Annotated in this window: 22 protein-coding genes and 1 pseudogene; 12 read left to right on the top strand and 11 right to left on the bottom strand. The window is 61.7% G+C overall.

Annotated features, from left to right (window positions below; all coding sequences use genetic code 11):
- Window positions 1-55 precede the first annotated feature (55 nt).
- The 9 genes from ACM6JM_RS04690 (at window position 56) to ACM6JM_RS04730 (ending at window position 11,004) form a co-directional block, all read left to right on the top strand.
- Window positions 56-1,003, top strand: coding sequence for a choline ABC transporter substrate-binding protein (locus tag ACM6JM_RS04690; protein ID WP_064592869.1), 948 nt, complete (start codon window positions 56-58; stop codon window positions 1,001-1,003).
- Entirely contained in the window at window positions 1,003-1,920 is a 918-nt protein-coding gene (locus ACM6JM_RS04695) for an alpha/beta hydrolase (protein ID WP_414881390.1), read from the top strand. Before ACM6JM_RS04690 ends, ACM6JM_RS04695 begins: the two co-directional genes overlap by 1 nt.
- A 104-nt stretch (window positions 1,921-2,024) precedes the next feature.
- Window positions 2,025-2,996, top strand: a complete 972-nt coding sequence (pip, locus tag ACM6JM_RS04700) for a prolyl aminopeptidase (protein WP_007952436.1) — start codon at window positions 2,025-2,027, stop codon at window positions 2,994-2,996.
- On the top strand, window positions 2,993-3,430 hold the full coding sequence (gene dtd / locus ACM6JM_RS04705) for a D-aminoacyl-tRNA deacylase (protein WP_064592873.1): 438 nt from the start codon (window positions 2,993-2,995) through the stop codon (window positions 3,428-3,430). The genes pip and dtd overlap by 4 nt, the downstream gene beginning before the upstream one ends.
- A 321-nt stretch (window positions 3,431-3,751) precedes the next feature.
- Window positions 3,752-5,566, top strand: coding sequence for a glucan biosynthesis protein G (locus ACM6JM_RS04710; RefSeq protein WP_414881391.1), 1,815 nt, complete (start codon window positions 3,752-3,754; stop codon window positions 5,564-5,566).
- A complete protein-coding gene (gene mdoH, locus ACM6JM_RS04715; protein ID WP_039764737.1) occupies window positions 5,559-8,129 on the top strand; it encodes a glucans biosynthesis glucosyltransferase MdoH in 2,571 nt (856 codons plus the stop codon). The genes ACM6JM_RS04710 and mdoH overlap by 8 nt, the downstream gene beginning before the upstream one ends.
- 249 nt (window positions 8,130-8,378) lie before the next feature.
- On the top strand, window positions 8,379-9,176 hold the full coding sequence (locus ACM6JM_RS04720) for a transporter substrate-binding domain-containing protein (protein ID WP_011332057.1): 798 nt from the start codon (window positions 8,379-8,381) through the stop codon (window positions 9,174-9,176).
- 141 nt (window positions 9,177-9,317) lie between these two features.
- Complete coding sequence (locus ACM6JM_RS04725) at window positions 9,318-10,277, top strand: amino acid ABC transporter permease (protein WP_007952431.1); 960 nt, start codon at window positions 9,318-9,320, stop codon at window positions 10,275-10,277.
- Window positions 10,270-11,004, top strand: a complete 735-nt coding sequence (locus ACM6JM_RS04730) for an amino acid ABC transporter ATP-binding protein (RefSeq protein ID WP_064592877.1) — start codon at window positions 10,270-10,272, stop codon at window positions 11,002-11,004. The genes ACM6JM_RS04725 and ACM6JM_RS04730 overlap by 8 nt, the downstream gene beginning before the upstream one ends.
- A 182-nt stretch (window positions 11,005-11,186) precedes the next feature.
- Here ACM6JM_RS04730 and ACM6JM_RS04735 read toward each other — a convergent pair whose 3' ends face one another.
- The 11 genes and pseudogenes from ACM6JM_RS04735 to ubiE all read right to left on the bottom strand — a co-directional run bounded on the left by ACM6JM_RS04735 (window position 11,187) and on the right by ubiE (window position 19,252).
- Window positions 11,187-12,059 (bottom strand): methyl-accepting chemotaxis protein, encoded by an 873-nt coding sequence (locus tag ACM6JM_RS04735; protein ID WP_371850981.1) that lies wholly within the window; start codon window positions 12,057-12,059, stop codon window positions 11,187-11,189.
- Window positions 12,042-13,103, bottom strand: a pseudogene (locus ACM6JM_RS04740) (methyl-accepting chemotaxis protein); the annotation flags it as partial. The pseudogene ACM6JM_RS04740 and the gene ACM6JM_RS04735, both read right to left, overlap by 18 nt.
- 106 nt (window positions 13,104-13,209) lie before the next feature.
- Window positions 13,210-13,917 (bottom strand): 16S rRNA (uracil(1498)-N(3))-methyltransferase, encoded by a 708-nt coding sequence (locus ACM6JM_RS04745; RefSeq protein WP_163973880.1) that lies wholly within the window; start codon window positions 13,915-13,917, stop codon window positions 13,210-13,212.
- Entirely contained in the window at window positions 13,914-14,702 is a 789-nt protein-coding gene (gene tatC, locus ACM6JM_RS04750) for a twin-arginine translocase subunit TatC (RefSeq protein ID WP_414881392.1), read from the bottom strand. The genes ACM6JM_RS04745 and tatC overlap by 4 nt, the downstream gene beginning before the upstream one ends.
- The gene (tatB, locus tag ACM6JM_RS04755; protein WP_039772458.1) at window positions 14,699-15,136 is read right to left on the bottom strand and encodes a Sec-independent protein translocase protein TatB; all 438 of its coding nucleotides are present in this window, start codon (window positions 15,134-15,136) and stop codon (window positions 14,699-14,701) included. Before tatB ends, tatC begins: the two co-directional genes overlap by 4 nt.
- Window positions 15,137-15,146: 10 nt before the next feature.
- Window positions 15,147-15,425, bottom strand: a complete 279-nt coding sequence (locus tag ACM6JM_RS04760) for a twin-arginine translocase TatA/TatE family subunit (RefSeq protein ID WP_007952423.1) — start codon at window positions 15,423-15,425, stop codon at window positions 15,147-15,149.
- A gap of 25 nt (window positions 15,426-15,450) precedes the next feature.
- Complete coding sequence (locus ACM6JM_RS04765; protein WP_007952422.1) at window positions 15,451-15,783, bottom strand: phosphoribosyl-ATP diphosphatase; 333 nt, start codon at window positions 15,781-15,783, stop codon at window positions 15,451-15,453.
- Window positions 15,776-16,177: a phosphoribosyl-AMP cyclohydrolase gene (gene hisI / locus ACM6JM_RS04770; protein ID WP_007909357.1), complete on the bottom strand. Its 402-nt coding sequence runs from the start codon at window positions 16,175-16,177 to the stop codon at window positions 15,776-15,778. The genes ACM6JM_RS04765 and hisI overlap by 8 nt, the downstream gene beginning before the upstream one ends.
- 80 nt (window positions 16,178-16,257) lie before the next feature.
- Window positions 16,258-17,862 (bottom strand): ubiquinone biosynthesis regulatory protein kinase UbiB, encoded by a 1,605-nt coding sequence (ubiB, locus tag ACM6JM_RS04775; RefSeq protein ID WP_414881393.1) that lies wholly within the window; start codon window positions 17,860-17,862, stop codon window positions 16,258-16,260.
- Window positions 17,859-18,482 (bottom strand): SCP2 domain-containing protein, encoded by a 624-nt coding sequence (locus tag ACM6JM_RS04780; protein WP_007952419.1) that lies wholly within the window; start codon window positions 18,480-18,482, stop codon window positions 17,859-17,861. Before ACM6JM_RS04780 ends, ubiB begins: the two co-directional genes overlap by 4 nt.
- Entirely contained in the window at window positions 18,482-19,252 is a 771-nt protein-coding gene (gene ubiE, locus ACM6JM_RS04785) for a bifunctional demethylmenaquinone methyltransferase/2-methoxy-6-polyprenyl-1,4-benzoquinol methylase UbiE (protein WP_007952418.1), read from the bottom strand. The genes ACM6JM_RS04780 and ubiE overlap by 1 nt, the downstream gene beginning before the upstream one ends.
- A gap of 165 nt (window positions 19,253-19,417) precedes the next feature.
- Here ubiE and ACM6JM_RS04790 point away from each other — a divergent pair, with 165 nt between their 5' ends.
- The 3 genes from ACM6JM_RS04790 to ACM6JM_RS04800 all read left to right on the top strand — a co-directional run bounded on the left by ACM6JM_RS04790 (window position 19,418) and on the right by ACM6JM_RS04800 (window position 21,138).
- On the top strand, window positions 19,418-19,693 hold the full coding sequence (locus tag ACM6JM_RS04790) for a polyhydroxyalkanoic acid system family protein (protein WP_007952417.1): 276 nt from the start codon (window positions 19,418-19,420) through the stop codon (window positions 19,691-19,693).
- 160 nt (window positions 19,694-19,853) lie between these two features.
- Window positions 19,854-20,276 (top strand): phasin family protein, encoded by a 423-nt coding sequence (locus ACM6JM_RS04795; RefSeq protein WP_039772451.1) that lies wholly within the window; start codon window positions 19,854-19,856, stop codon window positions 20,274-20,276.
- A 10-nt stretch (window positions 20,277-20,286) separates the two neighbouring features.
- Window positions 20,287-21,138 carry a phasin family protein gene (locus ACM6JM_RS04800; protein ID WP_414881394.1) on the top strand — a complete coding sequence of 284 codons (852 nt, stop codon included), beginning with the start codon at window positions 20,287-20,289 and terminating at the stop codon, window positions 21,136-21,138.
- The last annotated feature ends 44 nt before the right edge of the window (window positions 21,139-21,182 follow it).

Below are 21,182 nucleotides of genomic sequence, written 5' to 3' on the forward strand. Positions count from 1 at the left end.
GTGCAAGAAGACACCGATCCGAACAATAACCCGCTGCCGCACGAGACGATCCCACATGAAAAGACTGTTCACTCGTTGTGCGTTAATCCTGACCGGCAGTGCGCTGCTCAGCGCCGGCGCCATGGCTTCCGATGATGCTTCCTGCAAAACCGTGCGCATGGGCGTCGTCAACTGGACCGACGTGATCGCCACCAGCGGCATGGCCGACGTGCTGCTCAACGGCCTCGGCTACGAAAGCAAACAGACCAGCGCCGTGCAGCAAATCATCTTCGCCGGCATCCGCGACAAGCGTCTGGATATCTTCCTCGGCTACTGGAAACCGGCGATGGACAAGAATATTGCGCCGTTCCTCGCCGCCAATCAGGTCAAGGTCATGGACAAACCCAGCCTGGCCGACGCCCAGGCAACGCTGGCGGTTCCGGATTATGTCGCGGCGGCAGGCCTGAAAACCTTCGGCGACATCGCGAAATTCAAGGATCAGCTCGGCGGCAAGATTTACGGCATCGAGCCCGGCAGTGGCGCCAACACCACGATCAAGACCATGATCGAAACCAACCATTTCGGCCTGAAGGATTTCAAGATCGTCGAATCCGGTGAGGCCGGCATGCTCGCCGCCGTGCAGCGGGCGGTGAACCGCAAGGAGTTCGTGGTGTTCGTGGGATGGACCCCGCATCCGATGAACATCAACATGAAAATCACCTACCTGACCGGCAGTGAAGACGTCTACGGCCCCAACGAAGGCGCCGCCACCGTTTCCACCGTCACCGCGCCGGACTACGCCGAGCGCTGCCCGAACGTTCATCGACTGCTGGAAAACCTGACCTTCACCGCCGCCCAGGAAAGCCAGTTGATGGTGCCGATCATGGAGCGCAAGACGCCGCAGGAAGTGGCGAAGACCTGGCTGCGTGAGCATCCCGAAGACCTGCAACGCTGGCTGGCGGGTGTCAGCAGTTTCGATGGCAAGGACGGCGTGGCCACGGTTCAGGCCAGCCTGAAAAACTGATGAGTACCTATCCACTCTCGCCGTCGATGGCGGCGTTCGTCGCCAGAACCGAAAGCTTCGCCAGCGATGACAGCAGCCTCGGCGGATTGCGCAAATCCTACGACGCCATGTGCCGCGCCTTCACGCCCGAGCGGCCGGCGGGTCTGGAGGTGGTGGATTTCCAGTTGAGCGGGGTGGCGGTGCGCTCGTATCGCCCGCCTGTCCGGCCATCGGCCAGTGGCTGGCCGTGCGTGTTGTATCTGCATGGCGGCGGTTGGGTGGTCGGCGGGCTGGATTCCCATGACTTCATCTGCTGCGAGTTGGCCATGGCGCTCGGGGCGATGGTGGTGGCGGTGGATTACCGGCTGGCGCCGGAGCACCCGTTCCCGGCCGGTTTCGAGGATTGCCTGAGCGTCTGGCGCGCGTTGCGCAGCGGACCGTTCTGGTTCGATCCCGGACGGATGCTGGTGGCGGGCGACAGCGCCGGCGGCAATCTGGCGGCGGCGCTGTGCCTGGCGCTACGCGATGCCGGCGAGCCGCTGCCGGGCGCGCAGGTCTTGATCTATCCGGGGCTGGGAGGCGACGCACAGTTAGCGTCACGCAGCGAATGCGCCGATGCGCCGTTGCTCGCCAGCAGCGATGTCGATTGCTATCACGCCTTGTATCTGCGCGGCACCGCGAAGCCGAACGCCTATGCTATGCCGTTGCTGGCCGGGGACTTCAGCGGTTTGCCACCGGCCTGGATCGCCGTGGCGCAGTTCGATCCGCTGCGTGACGACGGCGTGTGCTACGCCGAACGGCTGAATGCGGCGGGCGTCGACGCGGCGCTGTATTACGGCGAAGGGCTGGTTCATGGCTGCCTGCGAGCGCGGCATCAGGTCGCCGAGGTCGATCGTCTCTTTGAGAACCTGCTGGGGTTCATGGCTGACAAAATGTGACAGCGCACGGGCATGCTCATTGACGTAAATCGGGTTTATGATGCCGGACGGCAGAATAATAGAAGTCCCCTCAGGGATGACCTCGACCCCTTACGGAGCGCGCAATGCAGACTTTGTTTCCGCAGATCAAACCTCACGCACGGCACGATCTGGCCGTCGATGACACCCATACGCTGTACGTCGACGAAAGCGGTTCACCGGAAGGTTTGCCGGTGGTGTTCATCCACGGAGGTCCCGGCGCCGGGTGCGACGCCCAGAGTCGCCGCTACTTCGATCCGAACCTGTATCGCATTGTCACCTTCGACCAGCGCGGCTGCGGTCGCTCCACGCCCCACGCCAGTCTGGAAAACAACACCACCTGGGATCTGGTCGAAGACCTCGAGCGCATCCGCAAACACCTGGGCATCGACAAATGGGTGCTGTTCGGCGGCTCCTGGGGTTCGACCCTGGCGCTGGCCTACGCGCAGACCCATCCGGAGCGCGTACATGGCCTGATCCTGCGCGGGATCTTTCTCTGCCGTCCGCAGGAAATCGAATGGTTCTACCAGGCCGGCGCCAGCCGTCTGTTCCCCGATTACTGGCAGGACTACCTCGCGCCGATCCCGCTGGACGAGCGCGACGACCTGCTCAGCGCGTTCCACAAACGCCTGACCGGCAACGACCAGATCGCCCAGATGCACGCGGCCAAGGCCTGGTCGACCTGGGAAGGGCGCACCGCGACCCTGCGTCCGAACCCGCTGGTGGTCGACCGTTTCTCCGAGCCGCAGCGTGCCTTGTCGATTGCGCGGATCGAATGCCACTACTTCACCAACAACGCGTTCCTTGAGCCGAACCAGCTGATTCGCGACATGGGCAAGATCGCCCATCTGCCGGGCGTGATCATCCACGGCCGCTACGACGTGATCTGCCCGCTCGACAACGCCTGGGAACTGCATCAGGCCTGGCCGAACAGCGAGCTGCAGGTGATCCGCGATGCCGGCCACGCTGCCTCGGAACCGGGCATCACCGATGCACTGGTGCGCGCCGCCAGCAAAATGGCCCGTCGTCTGCTCGACCTGCCGCCCGAAGAAGCATGAAGGGTCTTTTACAGCGCGTGAAAGGCGCGCGAGTCGAAGTGGCGGGTGAGGTGGTTGGCAGTGTCGATCAGGGTTTGCTGGTGCTGGTGGCGGTAGAACCCGACGACACGCCGGCCAGCGCCGACAAACTTCTGCATAAGCTGCTTAACTATCGAGTGTTCAGTGACGCCGAGGGCAAGATGAATCTGTCCCTGGCGGATGTGGGCGGCGGGTTGCTGCTGGTCTCTCAGTTCACCCTCGCTGCCGACACCAAAAGCGGGTTGCGCCCGAGTTTCTCGACCGCTGCCCCTCCGGCGCTGGGCGAAGAATTATTCGACTATCTATTAAGCAAAGCGAAACAGATGCATGGCACAGTGGCATCAGGTAGATTCGGCGCGGATATGCAGGTGCACCTGGTCAACGATGGCCCGGTAACCTTCCTGTTACAGACATGAAAGTGCTTGAAACAACTTTTTAAGGGCTTTTCGACTGAAAACAGGGAATTTTCGCGATAAATACTTTGTTACCCCTGATGCGTTGTCACGCGGGCTACTAGATAATCGCGCGCTACGGGGATCAGCGTTCGTTGGTCCATTTTGACTTAGGTAGAGACTTGTCCGGATCCGATTGGGGAATCATTTTGACCCAGCGGAGTCGGAACAATGCTCGCCAACTTGGCAAGGGTGTCCTGAAAGGTCGGTTTTTTTGTACCGAATCCCTCACAGGCACTTCATCTGGCCGTTGGTTTATTGATCTGTTTTCGGCGAGGGTTGCTCGTGATTGTTAGTCCCTGTAATGCAGCAAAATTGTCTGCCAAACGCTTGCGCAGCGCTCTGGTAGCGGGCTCGGCAGTACTCTGCCTGCTCAGCGCCGGCCAGCTTTGGGCATTCAATCTTGACGATGTGTCGGCCAAGGCCAAAGAGCTGGCCGGGCAGAAGTTCGAAGCCCCGCGCAGCAACCTGCCGAACGAATTCCGTGAAATGAAATTCGCGGACTATCAGAAGATTCGTTTCCGCACCGAAAAAGCCGAATGGGCCGACCAGAAGACCCCGTTCAAGCTGTCCTTCTATCACCAGGGCATGCACTTCGATACGCCGGTGAAAATCAACGAAATCACCGCGAACACCGTCGAAGAGATCAAATACGATCCGAGCCGTTTCGATTTCGGCGACCTGCAGTTCGATCCGAAGGCCACCGAACAACTGGGCTACGCCGGTTTCCGTGTGCTGTACCCGATCAACAAGGCGGACAAGCAAGACGAAATCATGACCATGCTGGGCGCGAGCTACTTCCGCGTCGTCGGCAAGGGTCACACCTACGGTCTGTCGGCCCGTGGTCTGGCAATCGATACCGCTTTGCCGTCCGGCGAAGAATTCCCGCGTTTTCGCGAGTTCTGGATTCAGCAGCCGAAGCCGGGTGACAAACACCTGGTGATCTTCGCCCTGCTGGATTCGCCTCGTGCGACCGGCGCCTACCGTCTGATCCTGCGTCCGGGCAGCGACACTATTGTCGACGTGAAGGGCCAGATGTACCTGCGTGACAAGGTCGGCAAGCTCGGCATCGCGCCGCTGACCAGCATGTTCCTGTTCGGCGCCAACCAGCCGTCGAAAGTGCTCAACTACCGTCGCGAACTGCACGACTCCAGCGGTCTGTCGATCCATGCCGGCAACGGCGAGTGGATCTGGCGCCCTCTGAACAACCCTAAACATCTGGCCGTGAGCCAGTTCAGCGTCGAGAACCCGCGTGGTTTCGGTCTGCTGCAACGTGGCCGTGATTTCAGCCACTACGAAGACCTCGACGACCGCTACGACAAGCGCCCAAGCGCCTGGATCGAGCCGAAGGGCGACTGGGGCAAGGGCACCGTTGATCTGGTCGAGATCCCGACTGCGGACGAAACCAACGACAACATCGTTGCGTTCTGGAACCCGGAAAAACTGCCGGAGCCTGGCCAGCCGCTGGACTTCGCCTACCGTATGCACTGGACCATCGACGAGGCCGCGCTGCACGCGCCGGACAGCGCCTGGGTCAACCAGACCCTGCGTTCGACCGGTGACGTCAAGCAATCGAACCTGATCCGTCAGCCGGATGGCAGCGTTGCCTACCTGGTCGACTTCGAAGGCCCGTCTCTGGCCGCTTTGGCTCCAGATGCGGACGTTCGCAGCCAGGTCAGCGTCGGCGACAACGCCGAACTGGTCGAAAACAGCGTGCGCTACAACCCGGAAACCAAAGGCTGGCGCCTGACCCTGCGGATGAAGATCAAGGACCCGAGCAAGTCCACCGAGATGCGCGCAGCCCTGGTGCAGCCAGTGGTGACCGCTGATCTGGCCAAGTCTTCGGTACCGACGTCCAATTCGTCGGTAGCCAAAGCCGACAAGGTTGCCGCCAAGCAACAAGAGAAAGCCGACAAGGAAGCCAAGGCCGCCGAGGCCAAACAGCCCGACGCCAAGCCGGTTGCAGATGCCAAGGATAAGGCCAACAAAGACGCCAAGCAGCCAGCCGCTGCGGACGCGGCCCCAGCCACACCGGAATCGGCACCGACTGAAGAAGTCCTGACCGAGACCTGGAGCTATCAGTTGCCTGCCGATGAGTAACTCTCAAGTACAGCCAGAGACTCTGTCCGAGTACCTGGCGCATCTGCCGATGACCGACGAGCAGCGCGCGGAACTCGCGGGCTGCCAGTCCTTCAGCGAATTGCATGAACGCCTGTCGTCCAAGACCTTTGACGCACCGACCGAAGCCGCCCAGGCTTCGGTGGGCAAGCGCCTGATCCTGAGCACCGCCGAAGAGCTGCAAGACGCGGAAATGCTGGTGCTCGACGCCAGCGGCCGGGTCAGCATGAAGGCCACGCCGCCGATCCGTCGGACCAAGGTCGTGCCGGAGCCGTGGCGCACCAACATCCTGGTGCGTGGCTGGCGTCGCCTGACCGGCCGCACCAACCCGCCGCAACCGCCGAAGGACGCCAACGTGCTGCCGGCGGCGCGCTGGCGTACGGTCGGTTCGATCCGTCGCTACATTCTGCTGGTGCTGATGCTGGGTCAGACCATCGTCGCCGGCTGGTACATGAAAGGCATCATGCCGTACCAGGGCTGGTCGTTCGTCGATCTGGAAGAAGTCCTGCATCAACCGCTGCTGCAAACCGCCACGCAAGTGCTGCCGTATGCGCTGCAAACCAGCATCCTGATCATGTTCGGGATTCTGTTCTGCTGGGTGTCGGCCGGTTTCTGGACCGCGCTGATGGGCTTCCTCGAATTGCTCACCGGCCACGATAAATACCGGATCTCCGGTAAAAGTGCCGGCAACGAGCCGATTCCGAAAGACGCGCGCACCGCACTGGTGATGCCGATCTGCAACGAAGACGTGCCTCGGGTGTTCGCCGGTCTGCGCGCGACGTTCGAGTCGGTCGCCGCTACCGGTGACCTGGACCGTTTCGACTTCTTCGTCCTCAGCGACAGTAACGACACCGACATCTGCGTTGCCGAGCAGCAGGCCTGGCTGGACGTCTGCCGCGAAGCCAAGGGTTTCGGCAAGATCTTCTATCGCCGCCGTCGCCGTCGCGTCAAACGCAAGAGCGGCAACCTCGACGACTTCTGCCGTCGCTGGGGCGGTGACTACAAGTACATGGTCGTGCTCGACGCCGACTCTGTGATGAGCGGCGAGTGCCTGACCAGTCTGGTGCGCCTGATGGAGGCCACGCCGGACGCCGGCATCATCCAGACCGCGCCGCGCGCTTCGGGCATGGACACGCTGTATGCACGCATGCAGCAGTTCGCCACTCGCGTGTACGGTCCGCTGTTCACCGCCGGCCTGCACTTCTGGCAGCTGGGTGAATCCCACTACTGGGGTCACAACGCGATCATCCGCATGAAGCCGTTCATCGACCACTGCGCCCTGGCGCCGTTGCCGGGCAAAGGGGCGTTCTCCGGTGCGATTCTCTCTCACGACTTCGTTGAAGCGGCGCTGATGCGCCGCGCCGGCTGGGGCGTGTGGATTGCCTACGATCTGCCGGGCAGCTACGAAGAACTGCCGCCGAACCTGCTCGACGAGCTCAAGCGTGACCGTCGCTGGTGCCACGGCAACCTGATGAACTTCCGTCTGTTCCTGGTCAAAGGCATGCACCCGGTGCACCGCGCGGTGTTCCTGACCGGCGTGATGTCTTACCTGTCGGCGCCGTTGTGGTTCTTCTTCCTCGTGCTGTCGACCGCGCTGCTGGCGGTGAACACGCTGATGGAGCCGCAGTACTTCCTCGAACCGCGTCAGCTCTATCCGCTGTGGCCGCAATGGCACCCGGACAAGGCGATCGCGCTGTTCTCGACGACCATCGTGCTGCTGTTCCTGCCGAAGCTGTTGAGCATCATCCTGATCTGGGCCAAGGGCGCGAAAGAGTTCGGTGGCAAGTTCAAGGTGACCCTGTCGATGCTGCTGGAGATGCTGTTCTCCATGCTGCTGGCGCCGGTGCGGATGATTTTCCACACCCGTTTCGTTCTGGCCGCGTTCCTCGGCTGGGCCGCGACCTGGAACTCGCCGCAGCGTGACGACGACTCGACGCCATGGAGCGAAGCGGTCAAGCGTCACGGTCCGCAGACCCTGCTGGGCTTCTTCTGGGCACTGCTGGTGATCTGGCTGAACCCGAGCTTCCTGTGGTGGCTGGTGCCGATCGTCGGTTCGCTGATGCTGTCGATTCCGGTGTCGGTGATTTCCAGCCGCGTCGGTCTGGGCCTCAAATCCCGTGACGAGAGCCTGTTCCTCATCCCCGAGGAATACAATCCGCCACAGGCGCTGCTGGCCACCGATCAGTACACCCACGAAAACCGCTGGCACGCACTGAATGACGGCTTCATCCGCGCGGTGGTCGATCCACAGCAGAACGCCCTGGCGTGCTCGCTGGCGACCTCGCGTCACGGTCAGGCCGAGCCGATCGAATGGCTGCGCCAGGAACGTGTGCGTCACGCGATCAAGGTCGGCCCGGCCGGGCTGAACAACCATGATCGCCTGCAACTGCTGAGCGATCCGGTGGCCCTGGCCCGTCTGCACGAGCAGGTGTGGGCCGAAGGCCACGCCGAGTGGCTGGACGCCTGGCGGGCTTCGGTGAAAGCCGATCCCCATGCGCCGCTGCTGCCGCTCAAGCCTGTGAGCTTGCAGGCGCAACCGGCCTGATGAAGAACCCCCCGCGAAAGCGGGGTTTTTTTTTGCCTGCCGATTACCGTCTCGGATCACTCGTTCCCACGCTCTGCGTGGGAATGCAGCCCGGGACGCTCTGCGTCCCATCCGGCACCAACCGATCAAAAAACCTTGTGCAAACGGACGAGTGCGTTAGCATCCGTCCCCGAATTGGCGCACCCGGACAATCTTGTCCATTTCTGTCGGTTTTCGCGCCGCAAACGCAATGGTTTTGGGGACTTGAAGATGAAGAAGTATCTGTCGATGCTGCTGGTCGGCGTCACGGCACTGGTTGCAGTCAATGCGGCGCAGGCCGGCGCAATCGACGACGCGGTCAAGCGTGGCTCGTTGAAGGTCGGCATGGATCCGACCTACATGCCGTTCGAAATGACCAACAAGCGCGGCGAAATCATCGGTTTCGAAGTCGACATCCTCAAAGCCATGACCAAGGCCATGGGCGTCAAGCTGGAGCTGGTCTCCACCGGCTACGACGGGATCATCCCGGCGCTGATGACCGACAAGTTCGACATGATCGGCAGCGGCATGACCCTGACCCAGGAACGCAACCTGCGCCTGAACTTCAGCGAACCGTTCATCGTGGTCGGCCAGACCCTGCTGATCCGCAAGGAACTGGAAGGCACCATCAAGTCCTACAAAGACCTGAACACCGCCGACTACCGCATCACCTCCAAGCTCGGCACCACCGGCGAGATGGTCGCCAAGAAGCTGATCTCCAAAGCCAAGTACCACGGCTACGACAACGAGCAGGAAGCCGTGCTCGACGTGGTCAACGGCAAGGCTGATGCCTTCATCTACGACGCGCCGTACAACGTGGTCGCGGTGAACAAGGTCGGCGCCGGCAAACTGGTGTTCCTCGACAAGCCGTTCACCTACGAGCCACTGGCCTTCGGTCTGAAGAAGGGTGACTACGACAGCCTCAACTTCATCAACAACTTCCTGCACCAGATCCACGAAGACGGCACCTACGATCGCATCCATGACAAGTGGTTCAAGAGCACCGAGTGGCTCAAGGACATGGAATAACACCCGCTCGCTGATCGTTCCCACGCTTTGCGTGGGAACGCCGCCCGGGACGCTCCGCGTCCCTTCGCAAGCGTGACGCAGAGCGTCACAGGATGCATTCCCACGCAGAGCGTGGGAACGAGCGACTCAGAGAAACATTCAATGAAACAGAAAAAAGCCCAATGGCCCTGGCACGTCCTGACCGTGCTGGTGCTGGTCGGCCTGGCCGGCGCGTTGTATTACGCCACGTCGCTGATGTCCTACGAATGGCGCTGGAACCGTGTGCCGCAGTACTTCGCCTATCAGGCCGAGGAAACCCAGCGCGCGACCGATATTTCCACCGTCAGCGAACTGGTTCGCAAGGGCGGCAGCGCGCAGGTCACCCTGCGCAATGATGCCGGTGACGAGCAGCACCTGACCGTCGACGAAAACAGCCTGCAATTCGCTCAGGGCGACGATGTGGCCGAAGGCGACGTCGTGGGCGTGACGCGGCATTGGGCGGCGGGTCCGCTGCTGTGGGGCCTGTGGACCACGCTTTGGCTGTCGGTGGTGTCCGGTGTGCTGGGTCTGCTGATCGGTCTGGCCACCGGGCTGTGCCGGCTGTCGAGCAACCCGACCCTGCGCGACCTGTCGACGATCTATGTCGAACTGGTGCGCGGCACGCCGCTGCTGGTGCAGATCTTCATTTTCTATTTCTTCATCGGCACGGTGATGAACCTGTCCCGGGAGTTCGCCGGGATTGCCGCGCTGTCGTTGTTCACCGGCGCCTACGTGGCGGAAATCATCCGTTCCGGTGTGCAGTCGATTGCCCGCGGCCAGAACGAAGCGGCGCGTTCGCTCGGCCTGAGTGCCGGTCAGTCGATGCGTCATGTGGTGCTGCCGCAGGCGTTCAAACGCGTGCTGCCGCCGCTGGCCGGGCAGTTCATCAGTCTGGTCAAAGACACTTCGCTGGTGTCGGTGATCGCCATCACCGAGCTGCTGAAAAGCGGCCGGGAAGTCATCACCACGTCGTTCTCGCCGTTCGAGATCCTGTTCTGCGTCGCCGGCCTGTACCTGTTGATCAACCTACCGCTGTCGAAAATCGCCAGCCGGCTTGAGCGGAGGCTCGCGCAAAGTGATTGAAGTCCGCGATCTGGTAAAAGTCTTCGACACCCGTGGGCAAGTGGTGCGCGCGGTGGATAACGTCAGCACCTCCGTGGCCAAGGGCGAAGTGCTGGTGGTGATCGGTCCGTCCGGTTCCGGCAAGTCGACCTTCCTGCGTTGCCTTAATGGTCTGGAAGAATTCGATTCCGGCTCGGTGAGCATCGACGGCCTGCAACTGGCCGACCCGAAAACCGACGTCAACGCCTACCGCCGCGAAGTCGGCATGGTGTTCCAGCATTTCAATCTGTTCCCGCACATGACCGTGCTGGAGAACCTGTGCCTGGCGCAGAAAGTCGTACGCAAGCGCGGCCAGAAGGAAAGCGAAGCCAAGGCTCTGGCATTGCTGGAGAAGGTCGGCATCGCCCAGAAGGCCCGCGAATACCCGTCGCGCCTGTCCGGCGGTCAGCAGCAGCGCGTGGCGATTGCCCGGGCGCTGGCGATGGACCCCAAGGTCATGCTGTTCGACGAACCGACCTCGGCCCTCGACCCGGAAATGGTCGGCGAAGTGCTGGACGTGATGAAAAACCTGGCTGTGGAAGGCATGACCATGGTCTGCGTGACCCACGAAATGGGTTTTGCCCGGGAAGTGGCGGATCGGGTGCTGTTCTTCGATCACGGCAAACTGCTGGAAGACGCCTCGCCGGCCGAGTTCTTCGATGCGCCGAAGGATCCGCGAGCCCAGGCGTTCCTGCGGCAAGTCCTCTAAACGCAGGGCAAAAAAACGCAGCCATTGGCTGCGTTTTTTTATCACTGATCGTTCCCACGTCGAGGCGTCGAACCGTCTGCGTGGGAATGCCGCCCAGGACGCTCTGCGTCCCTTCGCAAGCGTGACGCGGAGCGTCACAGGATGCATTCCCACGCGGAGCGTGGGAACGATCTGGCGTCCACTTACACCTTGAACCGGCCCACCAGTGTTTGCAGGTGAGTGCCCAAACGCGCCAGCTCGACGCTGGAGGCCGCCGTCTCTTCACTGGCCGCCGAGGTCTGGTCCGAGACATCCCGCACGTTCAGCACGCTACGGTTGATCTCTTCGGCCACGGCGCTCTGTTGCTCGGCCGCTGCGGCGATCTGCTGGTTCATCGCCTGAATCGCCGAAACGGTGCGAGTGATGCTTTCCAGCGAACCACCGGCACGCCGGGTCAGCTCGACACTGCTGTCGGTCAGGGTGCGGCTGTTGTCCATGATCGTCGCCACTTGCTGGGTGCCGTTCTGCAGGCCGACGATCAGTTCTTCGATCTCTTCCGTGGACTTCTGGGTGCGCTGGGCGAGGCTGCGGACTTCGTCGGCAACCACCGCAAAGCCGCGACCGGCTTCACCGGCACGAGCGGCCTCGATGGCGGCGTTGAGGGCCAGCAGGTTGGTTTGCTGGGCCACGGACTTGATCACGTCGAGCACGCTGCCGATCTTGTCGCTTTCGCGCTTGAGCTCGCCCATGGCCTCGGTGGAGTGGCCGACTTCAGCGGCCAGACGTTCGATCTGGGCGATGGCTTCACCGACAACCTTGTCGCCTTCACGGGCCTGCTGGTCAGCAGCGACCGCTGCTTCCGAAGCTTCCTCGGCGTTGCGTGCGACTTCCTGCACGGTGGCGGCCATTTCGTTCATGGCGGTGGCGACCTGGTCGGTCTCGATTTTCTGATTGTTGACCCCGGCGCTGGTCTGCTCGGTCACCGCGGACAACTCTTCGGCGGCGCTGGCGATCTGGGTCACGCCGTCGCTGATGCCACCGATCAATTCGCGCAGGCCCTGGGTCATGCTCTGCATCGAGCGTTGCAGTTGACCAAGTTCATCGCGGCGCAGGGACACCAGATTGTGGGTCAGGTCACCGGCGGCCACGCGTTCGGCGACTTTCAGGGTCTGTTCCAGCGGAATGATGATCTGCCGGGTGATCGCCCAGGCCGCGAGCAGACCGAAGGCCAGGGCCAGCACGGTGGCGATCATCAGCATGTTTTTGGCGTGCGCGGCATCGGTGTCGCGGACGATGGTCTGGGATTCGGTGAGTTTCTTGCTGACGTCGAGCAGGATGTCGCCTTGGGCCGACATGCGAGCCAGCGCTTTGGCGTTGTTCACCTGGGAGTCGCGGAACTGGCTGACGGCGGCGCGGTAAGCCTTGAGCGATTCGGTGGCCTGCTGCAGGTTGGCGATGTGTTGCTCGGGCAGTTTGCTCGGCAGGCTTTCCAGATTGTTCAGGGCGGCGGCGATGGCATCCAGCGCCGGTTGTTCGGCTTCGGCCTTGCCGCTGTAGGTGTAGCCGCGCACCTGATAGCGCGCCTGCTGCAGCAGTTTGCTCAGCTCGATCACGCTGTTGAATTGCGCAACGCTGTCGCCTTGCAACAGGGATTTCTCGACTTCGCTGACCTTGGCCACGGCGTTATCGGCGCTGGCGCCGAGTTTGCTGCGGGCGTCTTCACGCTGCACGGTGGCCTGGGTCATGTCGCCAAAGGCGCGTTTGTACTCGGCGACCGCTGCCAGTTGCTGATCGATCATGGCCACGTCGGACGGTTGCTCGATCATGCCGCGGGCGCTTTGCAGGCCGGCGTCGAGTTTGCCGAGCAGGTCGTTGACCGCACCGGGGCCCTGTTCGCCACGGCGGGCTTCATAGTCCAGACGCGCCAGGCGCAGGTCCTTGGTCAGCTCGTTGAGGCTGGAGATGAAGCCGAGCTTGTCGCCTCGGCTGATGATCCCGCTCATGCCGGTCCAGCCGGTGAAGGTGATCAACAGGGTCAGCAGCAGCACCAGGCCGAAACCGATTCCAAGCTTACGTTTGACGCTGACGTTTCCAAGACTCTCGGCTAACCAACGGTACATGCGACGACTCCCTCGGACCACTAATTGGACTTATGGGGAGGGTATCGGCCGCATGATGGCAATCTGTAACGCCTTTTGTCCGGCGAAGCGCTTAGAACAGAAGCGCTCAGAACAGCCGGGCGAGCAGTGCGGTGACGGCGGTTTCGACCCGCAGGATTCGCTCGCCCAGTTGCACCGGTTGCAGCCCGGCCTTGGCCAGCAGATCGATTTCGTAGGGAATCCAGCCACCCTCGGGGCCGATGGCCAGGGTTACCGGTTCGCTGAGGGCGCGGGGGCAGGGCGGGAAGTTGCCCGGATGGCCGACCAGACCGAGAGTGCCGTCGGTGATGGCCGGCAGGCGATCTTCGACGAACGGCTTGAAGCGCTTCTCGATGATGATTTCCGGCAGCACCGTGTCCCGGGCCTGTTCCAAGCCCAGGATCAACTGTTCGCGGATCGATTCCGGTTCGAGGAACGGCGTCTGCCAGAAGCTTTTCTCGACCCGGTAGCTGTTGACCAGAATCACCTTCGACACGCCCATGGTCGCCACGGTCTGGAACACCCGGCGCAGCATCTTCGGGCGGGGCAGGGCGAGTACCAGGGTCAGCGGCAGTTTGGCCGGTGGCGGTTGATCGAGGGTGACCCGCAGCTCGGCTTCGCCCGCGTCCAGGCGCAGCAGCTCGGCCGGGCCCATCAGCCCGTTGATGCGCCCGACCCGCAGGCTGTCGCCGACTTCCGAGCGGTGGACTTCCTGCATGTGGGTCAGGCGCCGATCACGCAGCACGACGCGGTCGGCCGCAATGAAGTCGGCCTCTTCGAGCAGCAGCAGGTTCATGGCTGAGTCGCTGGCGGCTGGTCGTTGTGATCGTCGGCGGTTTCTTCCGGGCGCTCGCGCCTGCTGACCAGACTGCCGAACAGGATGCCGACTTCGAACAGCATCCACATCGGCACGGCCAGCAGGGTCTGGGAGAAGATGTCCGGCGGGGTCAGGATCATGCCGACCACGAAGCAGCCGATGATCACGTACGGACGGATCTTCTTCAGGTATTTGACGTCGACCACGCCGATCCACACCAGCAGCACCACGGCCACCGGGATTTCGAACGCCACGCCGAAAGCGAAGAACAGCGTCATGACGAAATCGAGGTAACTGGTGATGTCGGTCATCATTTCCACGCCGGCCGGGGTGGCCGAGGCGAAGAACTTGAAGATCAGCGGGAACACGAAGAAGTAGGCGAATGCCATGCCGGTGTAGAACAGCAGGATGCTGGAGATCAGCAACGGCACTGCGACACGCTTCTCGTGCTTGTACAGGCCCGGTGCGATGAAGCCCCAGATCTGATGCAGGATCACCGGAATCGCCAGGAACAGCGAGACCATCATCGTCAGCTTCAACGGCGTCAGGAACGGCGACGACACGTCGGTGGCGATCATCGTCGCGCCGGCGGGCAGGTATTCACGCAGCGGCGTCGAAACGAAGGTGTAGATCTGCTGGGTAAAGGCAAACAGCCCGGCGAAGATGATGAAGATCGCCGCGACGCAACGCAGCAGGCGGGTGCGCAACTCGGTGAGGTGCGAAACCAGCGGCATGTGCTGGTCGTTTTCGGGGAGATCGCTCATGGGGCTCGCGGCGGCAGTGTTGGGTCGTGTGGGGCTGGCGCAACAGGCGCAGCCGCAGGGGCAACAGGTTCTACAGGAGCGGTGACAGGTGCGATTTCAGCAGAAGCGGTCGATACGTGTTCGACACTTGCTGACGGCGCATGAATCGTTTGCTCGGCAACCGGAGGTGCCGGCGTCGGCTCCTGCTGAACCGGCGTGAAAATCTTCCGCGCCTCCTGTTCCAGCGACAGGATGTGCTCGTTGTGCAGTTGCCGACGGATTTCGTCGGCACCGATTTCACGCTCAACTTCCTGTTTGATCGCGTTGAAGCTGCGCTTCAGCCGTCCGACCCAAAGGCCGGCGGTGCGTGCAGCGCCCGGCAGACGCTCGGGACCCAGCACCAGCAGGGCGACGAGGCCGACGAGCAGCAGTTCAGAGAAGCTGATACCAAACATTAGTCAGTGCTCACACGTCTTTGCGGATCGGCTCTTCGACTTTCTGCGCCTGCACGTCGATGGTGTGCGGCGGGTTGGCCTGAGCGGTGGCTTGCGGCTGAACCGGCGGCACCGGTTGCGCAGGCGTGACGGTCGGATCGGCCGGTTTTTCGTCGTCGTTCATGGCTTTACGGAAGCCCTTGATCGATTCGCCGACGTCGGTGCCAAGGTTTTTAAGTTTCTTGGTACCGAACACCAGTACCACGACCACCAGGATGACGATCCAGTGTTTCCAGTCAAAAATGCCCATGTTGCTGTTCCTCTCTTGAAGTTGTTCAGGCGGACGGGCGCGAGGCTTTCTCGACGTGTCCGGACAGGCCGAAACGGCGATCCAGTTCATCCAGCACCGCCTGCGGATGCTGCCCCAACTGGGCAAGCATGACCATGCTGTGGAACCACAGGTCGGCGGTCTCGTAGATCACGTCGCTGCAGTCGCCGCTGACGGCGGCGTCCTTGGCGGCAATGATCGTTTCGACCGACTCTTCGCCGACCTTTTCCAGAATCTTGTTCAGACCCTTGTGGTACAGACTGGCGACATACGAGCTGTCGGCGGCTGCGCCCTTGCGCTCTTCCAGCACCTGAGCAAGGCGGGTCAGGGTGTCACTCATGTTTGTGTCCTGCGGAGTAAATAGCGTGCGGGTCTTTCAGGACCGGGTCGACCGTTTTCCAGTCGCCGTTTTCGAAGACGCGGTAGAAGCAGCTTTGACGGCCGGTATGGCAAGCGATGTCGCCGATCTGTTCGACCATCAGGATGATGACGTCGGCGTCGCAGTCCAGACGCATTTCATGCAGCGTCTGTACGTGGCCGGACTCTTCGCCCTTGCGCCACAGCTTGCCACGGGAACGTGACCAATAGATGGCACGGTTTTCCGCCGCGGTCAGCTCCAGGGCTTCGCGGTTCATCCAGGCCATCATCAATACGCGTCCGGTCTTGTGATCCTGGGCAATCGCCGGCACCAGGCCATCGGCGTCCCACTTGATCTCGTCCAGCCAGTTTTTCATCTTCGACTCCGACAGCGAACCCACACTTCAATAGTCGGGTTCAGGCGTTGAAACAGTGTGCCAGCCGATCACGGAACTGGCTATCGGCGAACGACCAGATACAAGCCGACTGCCACCATGATTCCGGCAGGCCAATGCCCCAGTTCGTGCATCGGGCCCCCGGCGGCGAGGATCGTACCGCCCGCCAGATGAGCGCTGCCGAGCAGGCGCAGGAACCAGTCGTCCTTGCGCTTTTTCCACGGCGGCGGCGGGTCGTTGGCGTGGGGCTGGGACATGCGTTCGAGCAGATCGCGGGCCATGTTGGCCAGGTGCGGCAGTTGTTCGAACTGGCTCTGGACGTTGCCGATCAAGGCTTTCGGGCTGACGCGCTCGCGCATCCAGCGCTCGAGGAACGGCTGTGCGGTGTTCCACAGATCGAGGTCCGGGTACAGCTGACGGCCCAGGCCTTCGATGTTCAGCAGGGTCTTTTGCAGCAATACGAGTTGCGGCTGCACTTCCATGTTGAAGCGGCGCGCGGTCTGGAACAGGCGCATCAGCACCTGGCCAAATGAAATATCTTTTAATGGTTTTTCGAAGATCGGCTCGCACACGGTACGGATCGCCGCTTCGAATTCATTCAATTTGGTTTCCGCCGGCACCCAGCCCGAATCGATGTGCAATTGCGCCACGCGGCGGTAGTCGCGCTTGAAGAAGGCGAACAGGTTGCGGGCCAGATAATCCTGGTCTTCCGGGGTCAGGCTGCCGACGATGCCGCAGTCGATCGCGATGTACTGCGGGCTCCACGGGTTGACGGTGCTGACGAAGATGTTGCCCGGGTGCATGTCGGCGTGGAAGAAACTGTCGCGGAACACCTGGGTGAAGAAGATCTCCACGCCGCGCTCGGCGAGCATTTTCATGTCGGTGCGCTGGTCGGCGAGGGTCGCCAGGTCCGTCACCTGAATCCCGTAGATGCGCTCCATCACCAGCACTTTCGGCCGGCACCAGTCCCAATAGACTTGCGGCACGTAGAGCAGCGGCGAGCCTTCGAAGTTGCGTTTCAACTGGCTGGCGTTGGCCGCCTCGCGCAACAGGTCGAGTTCGTCGTAGATGGTTTTTTCGTAGTCGCTGACCACGTCCACCGGGTGCAGCAGACGAGCGTCGGCGGAGACATTTTCGGCGGCGCGGGCGAGGATGAACAGCCACGCCAGATCCTGGGCGATGATCGGTTTCAGGCCCGGGCGGATCACCTTGACCACCACTTCTTCACCGGTCTTCAGTTGCGCGGCGTGCACCTGCGCCACCGAGGCCGAGGCCAGCGGTTCGACGTCGAAGCGGCTGAACACTTCGCTGATCTTCTTGCCCAGTTGCTCTTCGATCAGTTTGACCGACAGCTGCGAATCGAACGGCGGCACGCGGTCCTGCAACCGCATCAGCTCATCGGCGATGTCTTCCGGCAGCAGGTCGCGGCGGGTCGAAAGGATCTGCCCGAACTTGATGAAGATCGGCCCCAGGTCCTGCAACGCCAGGCGCAGGCGTGCCCCACGGCTGAGGTCCAGCGGCTTGCGCGGGAACCAGCGCCACGGTAGGACGTAGCGCAGCGCCAGCAGGAACCACGGCAAAGGCAGATCGAACAGCAGGTCATCGAGGCGGTAGCGGATCACGACGCGCTGGATGCGCAACAGACGGCGGACGGCGAGCAGCTTCATGCGTTATCGCTTGGGTCGAGGGATCGGGAAAGGCGCTCGAAGCGCGCCTCGAGACGTTCCAGATCGAGTTTGATCCGGTCCAGTTCGCTGAAACGGGCTTCGGCTTCGCGCTGCCCGACGAGGGTGCGCGATTCTTCGGCCAGGTATTCGGCGAGGTTCTGGTTGAGGCTGGCAAATCCTTGTTGATACCAGCGGGCGCGGCTGCGCAGGTGGCCGCCGACCAGTTGCGTGGCGACAGGTCCCAGCCAGCGCGAGAGTTCGTACTCCCAGTCCAGCTCCAGGTCCTGCAGCACGCCCGCCAGCTCCAGCAGCACGCCGCTGTCGCCGTCGAGCTCGACTTCCGGCGCGTGCAGCACCGCCGTCTTGTCCTTGCTCAGGGCCAGTTTCACCAGACTCGAGGCCGGGGCGCGCAGGGTGCAGTCGACGCCGGTTTCCCAGTGGGATGCCAGCATCAGGCCTTCGTCGCTCGGCAGAATGAACAGTTGCAGCGCCGGGCTGCGGCAATCCACGGCAATCACTTTGCCGGTCAGGTGCGCCAGTCGCGGCAGCGCCGTGCTGTCGAGACGCAGCACGCGGTTCAGGCCGAGTTCGACGCTGGCGAGCAGCCCGGTCAGCAGCATCAGGGTTTGATGCCGCGGTGCAGGGCGACGATGCCTGCGGTCATGTTGTGATAGGTCACGCGATCGAAACCGGCGTCGACCATCATCGACTTCAAAGTTTCCTGATTCGGGTGCATGCGGATCGATTCAGCCAGGTAGCGATAGCTTTCCGAGTCGTTAGTGATCAGCTTGCCCATCAGCGGCATGAAGGCGAACGAGTAGGCGTCGTAGGCCTTGGACATCAGCGCGTTGGTCGGCTTGGAGAATTCCAGCACCAGCAGGCGGCCGCCCGGCTTGAGCACGCGCAGCATCGAGCGCAGGGCGTCTTCCTTGTGCGTCACGTTGCGCAGGCCGAAGGCGATGGTTACGCAGTCGAAATGGTTGTCCGGGAACGGCAGCTTTTCAGCGTCGGCCTGAACGAACTCGACATTGCCCGACACGCCGACATCCAGCAGGCGGTCACGACCGACCTTGAGCATGGATTCGTTGATGTCCGCGAGAACCACCTGACCGGTCGGGCCGACCAGGTGCGAGAATTTCTTGGTCAGGTCCCCGGTGCCACCGGCGATGTCCAGCACGCGATTGCCGGCGCGTACGCCCGACAGTTCGATCGCGAAACGCTTCCACAGACGGTGCATGCCGCCCGACAGAAGGTCGTTCATCAGGTCGTACTTGGCGGCCACGGAGTGGAACACCTCAGCGACTTTTTCCGCTTTCTGGCTTTCCGGAACGTTTTTGAAGCCGAAGTGAGTGGTGGGTTCGGCATCGCTGCCTTTGCGCTGATCAGTCATATCGCTGTCACCAAAAGAGAATGCGCGACATTCTAATCCCCAAGCCATGCTTTGTCTTGGAATGGCTAAAGGTAAGATGGGCAACCTTCGGGACGATTTGCCGCAGTGGCGGTCAAGATTCGTTGCAGGCATTCATAGCCCCATTCAAAAAGCAGGAGTCATTCAATGGCCCATATCAGTGTTGAGCGTGCCCACAGCCTGGGCAAGGAAGCGGCCCGCGAGAAAGCCGACAAACTGGCGCAGAAACTCTCCGATCAATATGGCCTGGAGCCGCAGTGGTCGGGCGATGTCCTGAACCTCAAGCGGTCGGGCGTGAAGGGCGCGGTGCATGTGGCCGAGGATTCGATCCGGGTCGACGTGGAACTGGGCCTGATGATGTCGGCCATGAGCGGCATGATCAAAGCCGAGATCGAAAAGGCGCTGGATAAAGCGCTGGTCTGATCAGGACAAACGGGGAGCTTCGGGCTCCCCGTTTTTTTCTCCTGCACCTGCCTTTTATGTCAGTTGTTAGGGTGCCGTTTCTAATTTTTCTCCCTACTTTGTGCCTGAGCCCGACACTCGTCAGGGCAGTTCCTCAAACCTTCTGCGCGTGAGGTGCACCATGGCCAAAGTCATTTTGAAGAAAAAAATCGACGCTTCGACTTCCGCTCTGAGCGACGTCAAATCCTATGCCCGCAAGATCTGGCTGGCAGGCCTGGGTGCCTACACCAAGGTCGGTCAGGAGGGCAGCGAGTACTTTCAGGAGTTGATCAAGGCTGGTCAAACTGTTGAAAAGAAAGGCAAAAAAGCCGTCACCGAAAAACTCGAAGCGGCCAACGCCGAGATCGATGAAGCCAAGAGCGAAGTCAGCTCCTTCAAAGGCCGGGTCGAAGTTCAGCTCGACAAGGTCGAGAAGGCGTTCGACACACGTGTCGCCAGTGCCTTGAATCGTATCGGCATTCCGTCTAAACATGACGTTGAGACACTCTCTGCTAAGCTCGATGAGCTGACGGCATTGCTCGAACGCGTCGCGCGTAAATCTTAAGGAGAACGGGATGGCTGGTAAAAAGAACACCGATAAAGAAGGCAGCTCGTGGATCGGAAAAGTCGAAGACTATTCCCGCAAGATCTGGCTGGCTGGTTTAGGCGTGTACTCGAAGATCGACACTGACGGCAGCAAGCTCTTCGATACATTGGTCAAAGACGGCGAGAAAGCCGAGAAGCTCACCAAGGCTGCAGTCGGCAAAAAAGTCGATGCTGCCAAGGACTCTGCAAGCTCGGCAAAATCGCGCATCAGCGGCGTGAAAGATCGCGCACTGGGCACCTGGGATCAGCTGGAGGGGGCTTTCGACAAGCGCCTGAACAGTGCGATTTCGCGCCTGGGCGTACCGAGCCGCAACGAGGTGAAGGATCTGCACAAGAAGGTCGATACCCTGACCAGGCAGATCGAAAAACTTACCGGCCTGAAAGCCCAGCCTGTCTCGGCCAAAACCGCAGCAGCCAAGCCTGCGGCCAAAACCGCTGCCAAGCCACTGGCTAAAGCCGCTGCCAAACCAGCAGCCAAAACCGCTGCCGCCAAGCCTGCAGCGAAAGCCGCGGCCAAACCGGTTGCCGCCAAGGCCGCCGCCAAGCCAGCTGCAAAAACGGCAGCAAAACCAGCTGCCAAACCGGCGGCCAAGCCAGCAGCGAAAACCGCTGCCGCCAAACCCGCTGCCAAGCCTGCCGCCAAACCGGCTGCGGCGAAAAAACCGGCAGTGAAAAAACCGGCCGCGCCGAAAGCCGCTGCGCCGAAACCGGTGACCACACCGCAAGCACTGGCAAGCACGTCGAACTCCGCCTCGGCTCCAACCCCGGCGCCTGCTCCGACTGCTGCATCGACTCCGTCGACGCCAACCAGTCAGTCCTGATTTTTCAGGGCTCAAGAAAACGCCCGGCCTGTGAAGGTCGGGCG

The sequence above is a fragment of the Pseudomonas sp. IT-P2 genome (assembly GCF_949767575.1).
In the GTDB taxonomy this organism is placed as follows: Bacteria; Pseudomonadota; Gammaproteobacteria; order Pseudomonadales; family Pseudomonadaceae; genus Aquipseudomonas; species Aquipseudomonas pharyngis.

Coding starts and splice junctions, on each gene's coding strand:
- tatB (WP_039772458.1), bottom strand. CDS start 15,136: ATGTTTGGTATCAGCTTCTCTGAACTGCTGCTCGTCGGCCTCGTCGCC.
- ACM6JM_RS04735 (WP_371850981.1), bottom strand. CDS start 12,059: ATGCAGAGCATGACCCAGGGCCTGCGCGAATTGATCGGTGGCATCAGC.
- ACM6JM_RS04790 (WP_007952417.1), top strand. CDS start 19,418: ATGGCCCATATCAGTGTTGAGCGTGCCCACAGCCTGGGCAAGGAAGCG.
- ACM6JM_RS04690 (WP_064592869.1), top strand. CDS start 56: ATGAAAAGACTGTTCACTCGTTGTGCGTTAATCCTGACCGGCAGTGCG.
- hisI (WP_007909357.1), bottom strand. CDS start 16,177: ATGAAAAACTGGCTGGACGAGATCAAGTGGGACGCCGATGGCCTGGTG.
- ACM6JM_RS04780 (WP_007952419.1), bottom strand. CDS start 18,482: ATGCTGCTGACCGGGCTGCTCGCCAGCGTCGAACTCGGCCTGAACCGC.
- ACM6JM_RS04800 (WP_414881394.1), top strand. CDS start 20,287: ATGGCTGGTAAAAAGAACACCGATAAAGAAGGCAGCTCGTGGATCGGA.
- ACM6JM_RS04765 (WP_007952422.1), bottom strand. CDS start 15,783: ATGAGTGACACCCTGACCCGCCTTGCTCAGGTGCTGGAAGAGCGCAAG.
- ubiE (WP_007952418.1), bottom strand. CDS start 19,252: ATGACTGATCAGCGCAAAGGCAGCGATGCCGAACCCACCACTCACTTC.
- pip (WP_007952436.1), top strand. CDS start 2,025: ATGCAGACTTTGTTTCCGCAGATCAAACCTCACGCACGGCACGATCTG.
- ACM6JM_RS04745 (WP_163973880.1), bottom strand. CDS start 13,917: ATGAACCTGCTGCTGCTCGAAGAGGCCGACTTCATTGCGGCCGACCGC.
- ACM6JM_RS04795 (WP_039772451.1), top strand. CDS start 19,854: ATGGCCAAAGTCATTTTGAAGAAAAAAATCGACGCTTCGACTTCCGCT.
- ACM6JM_RS04760 (WP_007952423.1), bottom strand. CDS start 15,425: ATGGGCATTTTTGACTGGAAACACTGGATCGTCATCCTGGTGGTCGTG.
- mdoH (WP_039764737.1), top strand. CDS start 5,559: ATGAGTAACTCTCAAGTACAGCCAGAGACTCTGTCCGAGTACCTGGCG.
- ubiB (WP_414881393.1), bottom strand. CDS start 17,862: ATGAAGCTGCTCGCCGTCCGCCGTCTGTTGCGCATCCAGCGCGTCGTG.
- ACM6JM_RS04725 (WP_007952431.1), top strand. CDS start 9,318: ATGAAACAGAAAAAAGCCCAATGGCCCTGGCACGTCCTGACCGTGCTG.
- tatC (WP_414881392.1), bottom strand. CDS start 14,702: ATGAGCGATCTCCCCGAAAACGACCAGCACATGCCGCTGGTTTCGCAC.
- ACM6JM_RS04720 (WP_011332057.1), top strand. CDS start 8,379: ATGAAGAAGTATCTGTCGATGCTGCTGGTCGGCGTCACGGCACTGGTT.
- dtd (WP_064592873.1), top strand. CDS start 2,993: ATGAAGGGTCTTTTACAGCGCGTGAAAGGCGCGCGAGTCGAAGTGGCG.
- ACM6JM_RS04695 (WP_414881390.1), top strand. CDS start 1,003: ATGAGTACCTATCCACTCTCGCCGTCGATGGCGGCGTTCGTCGCCAGA.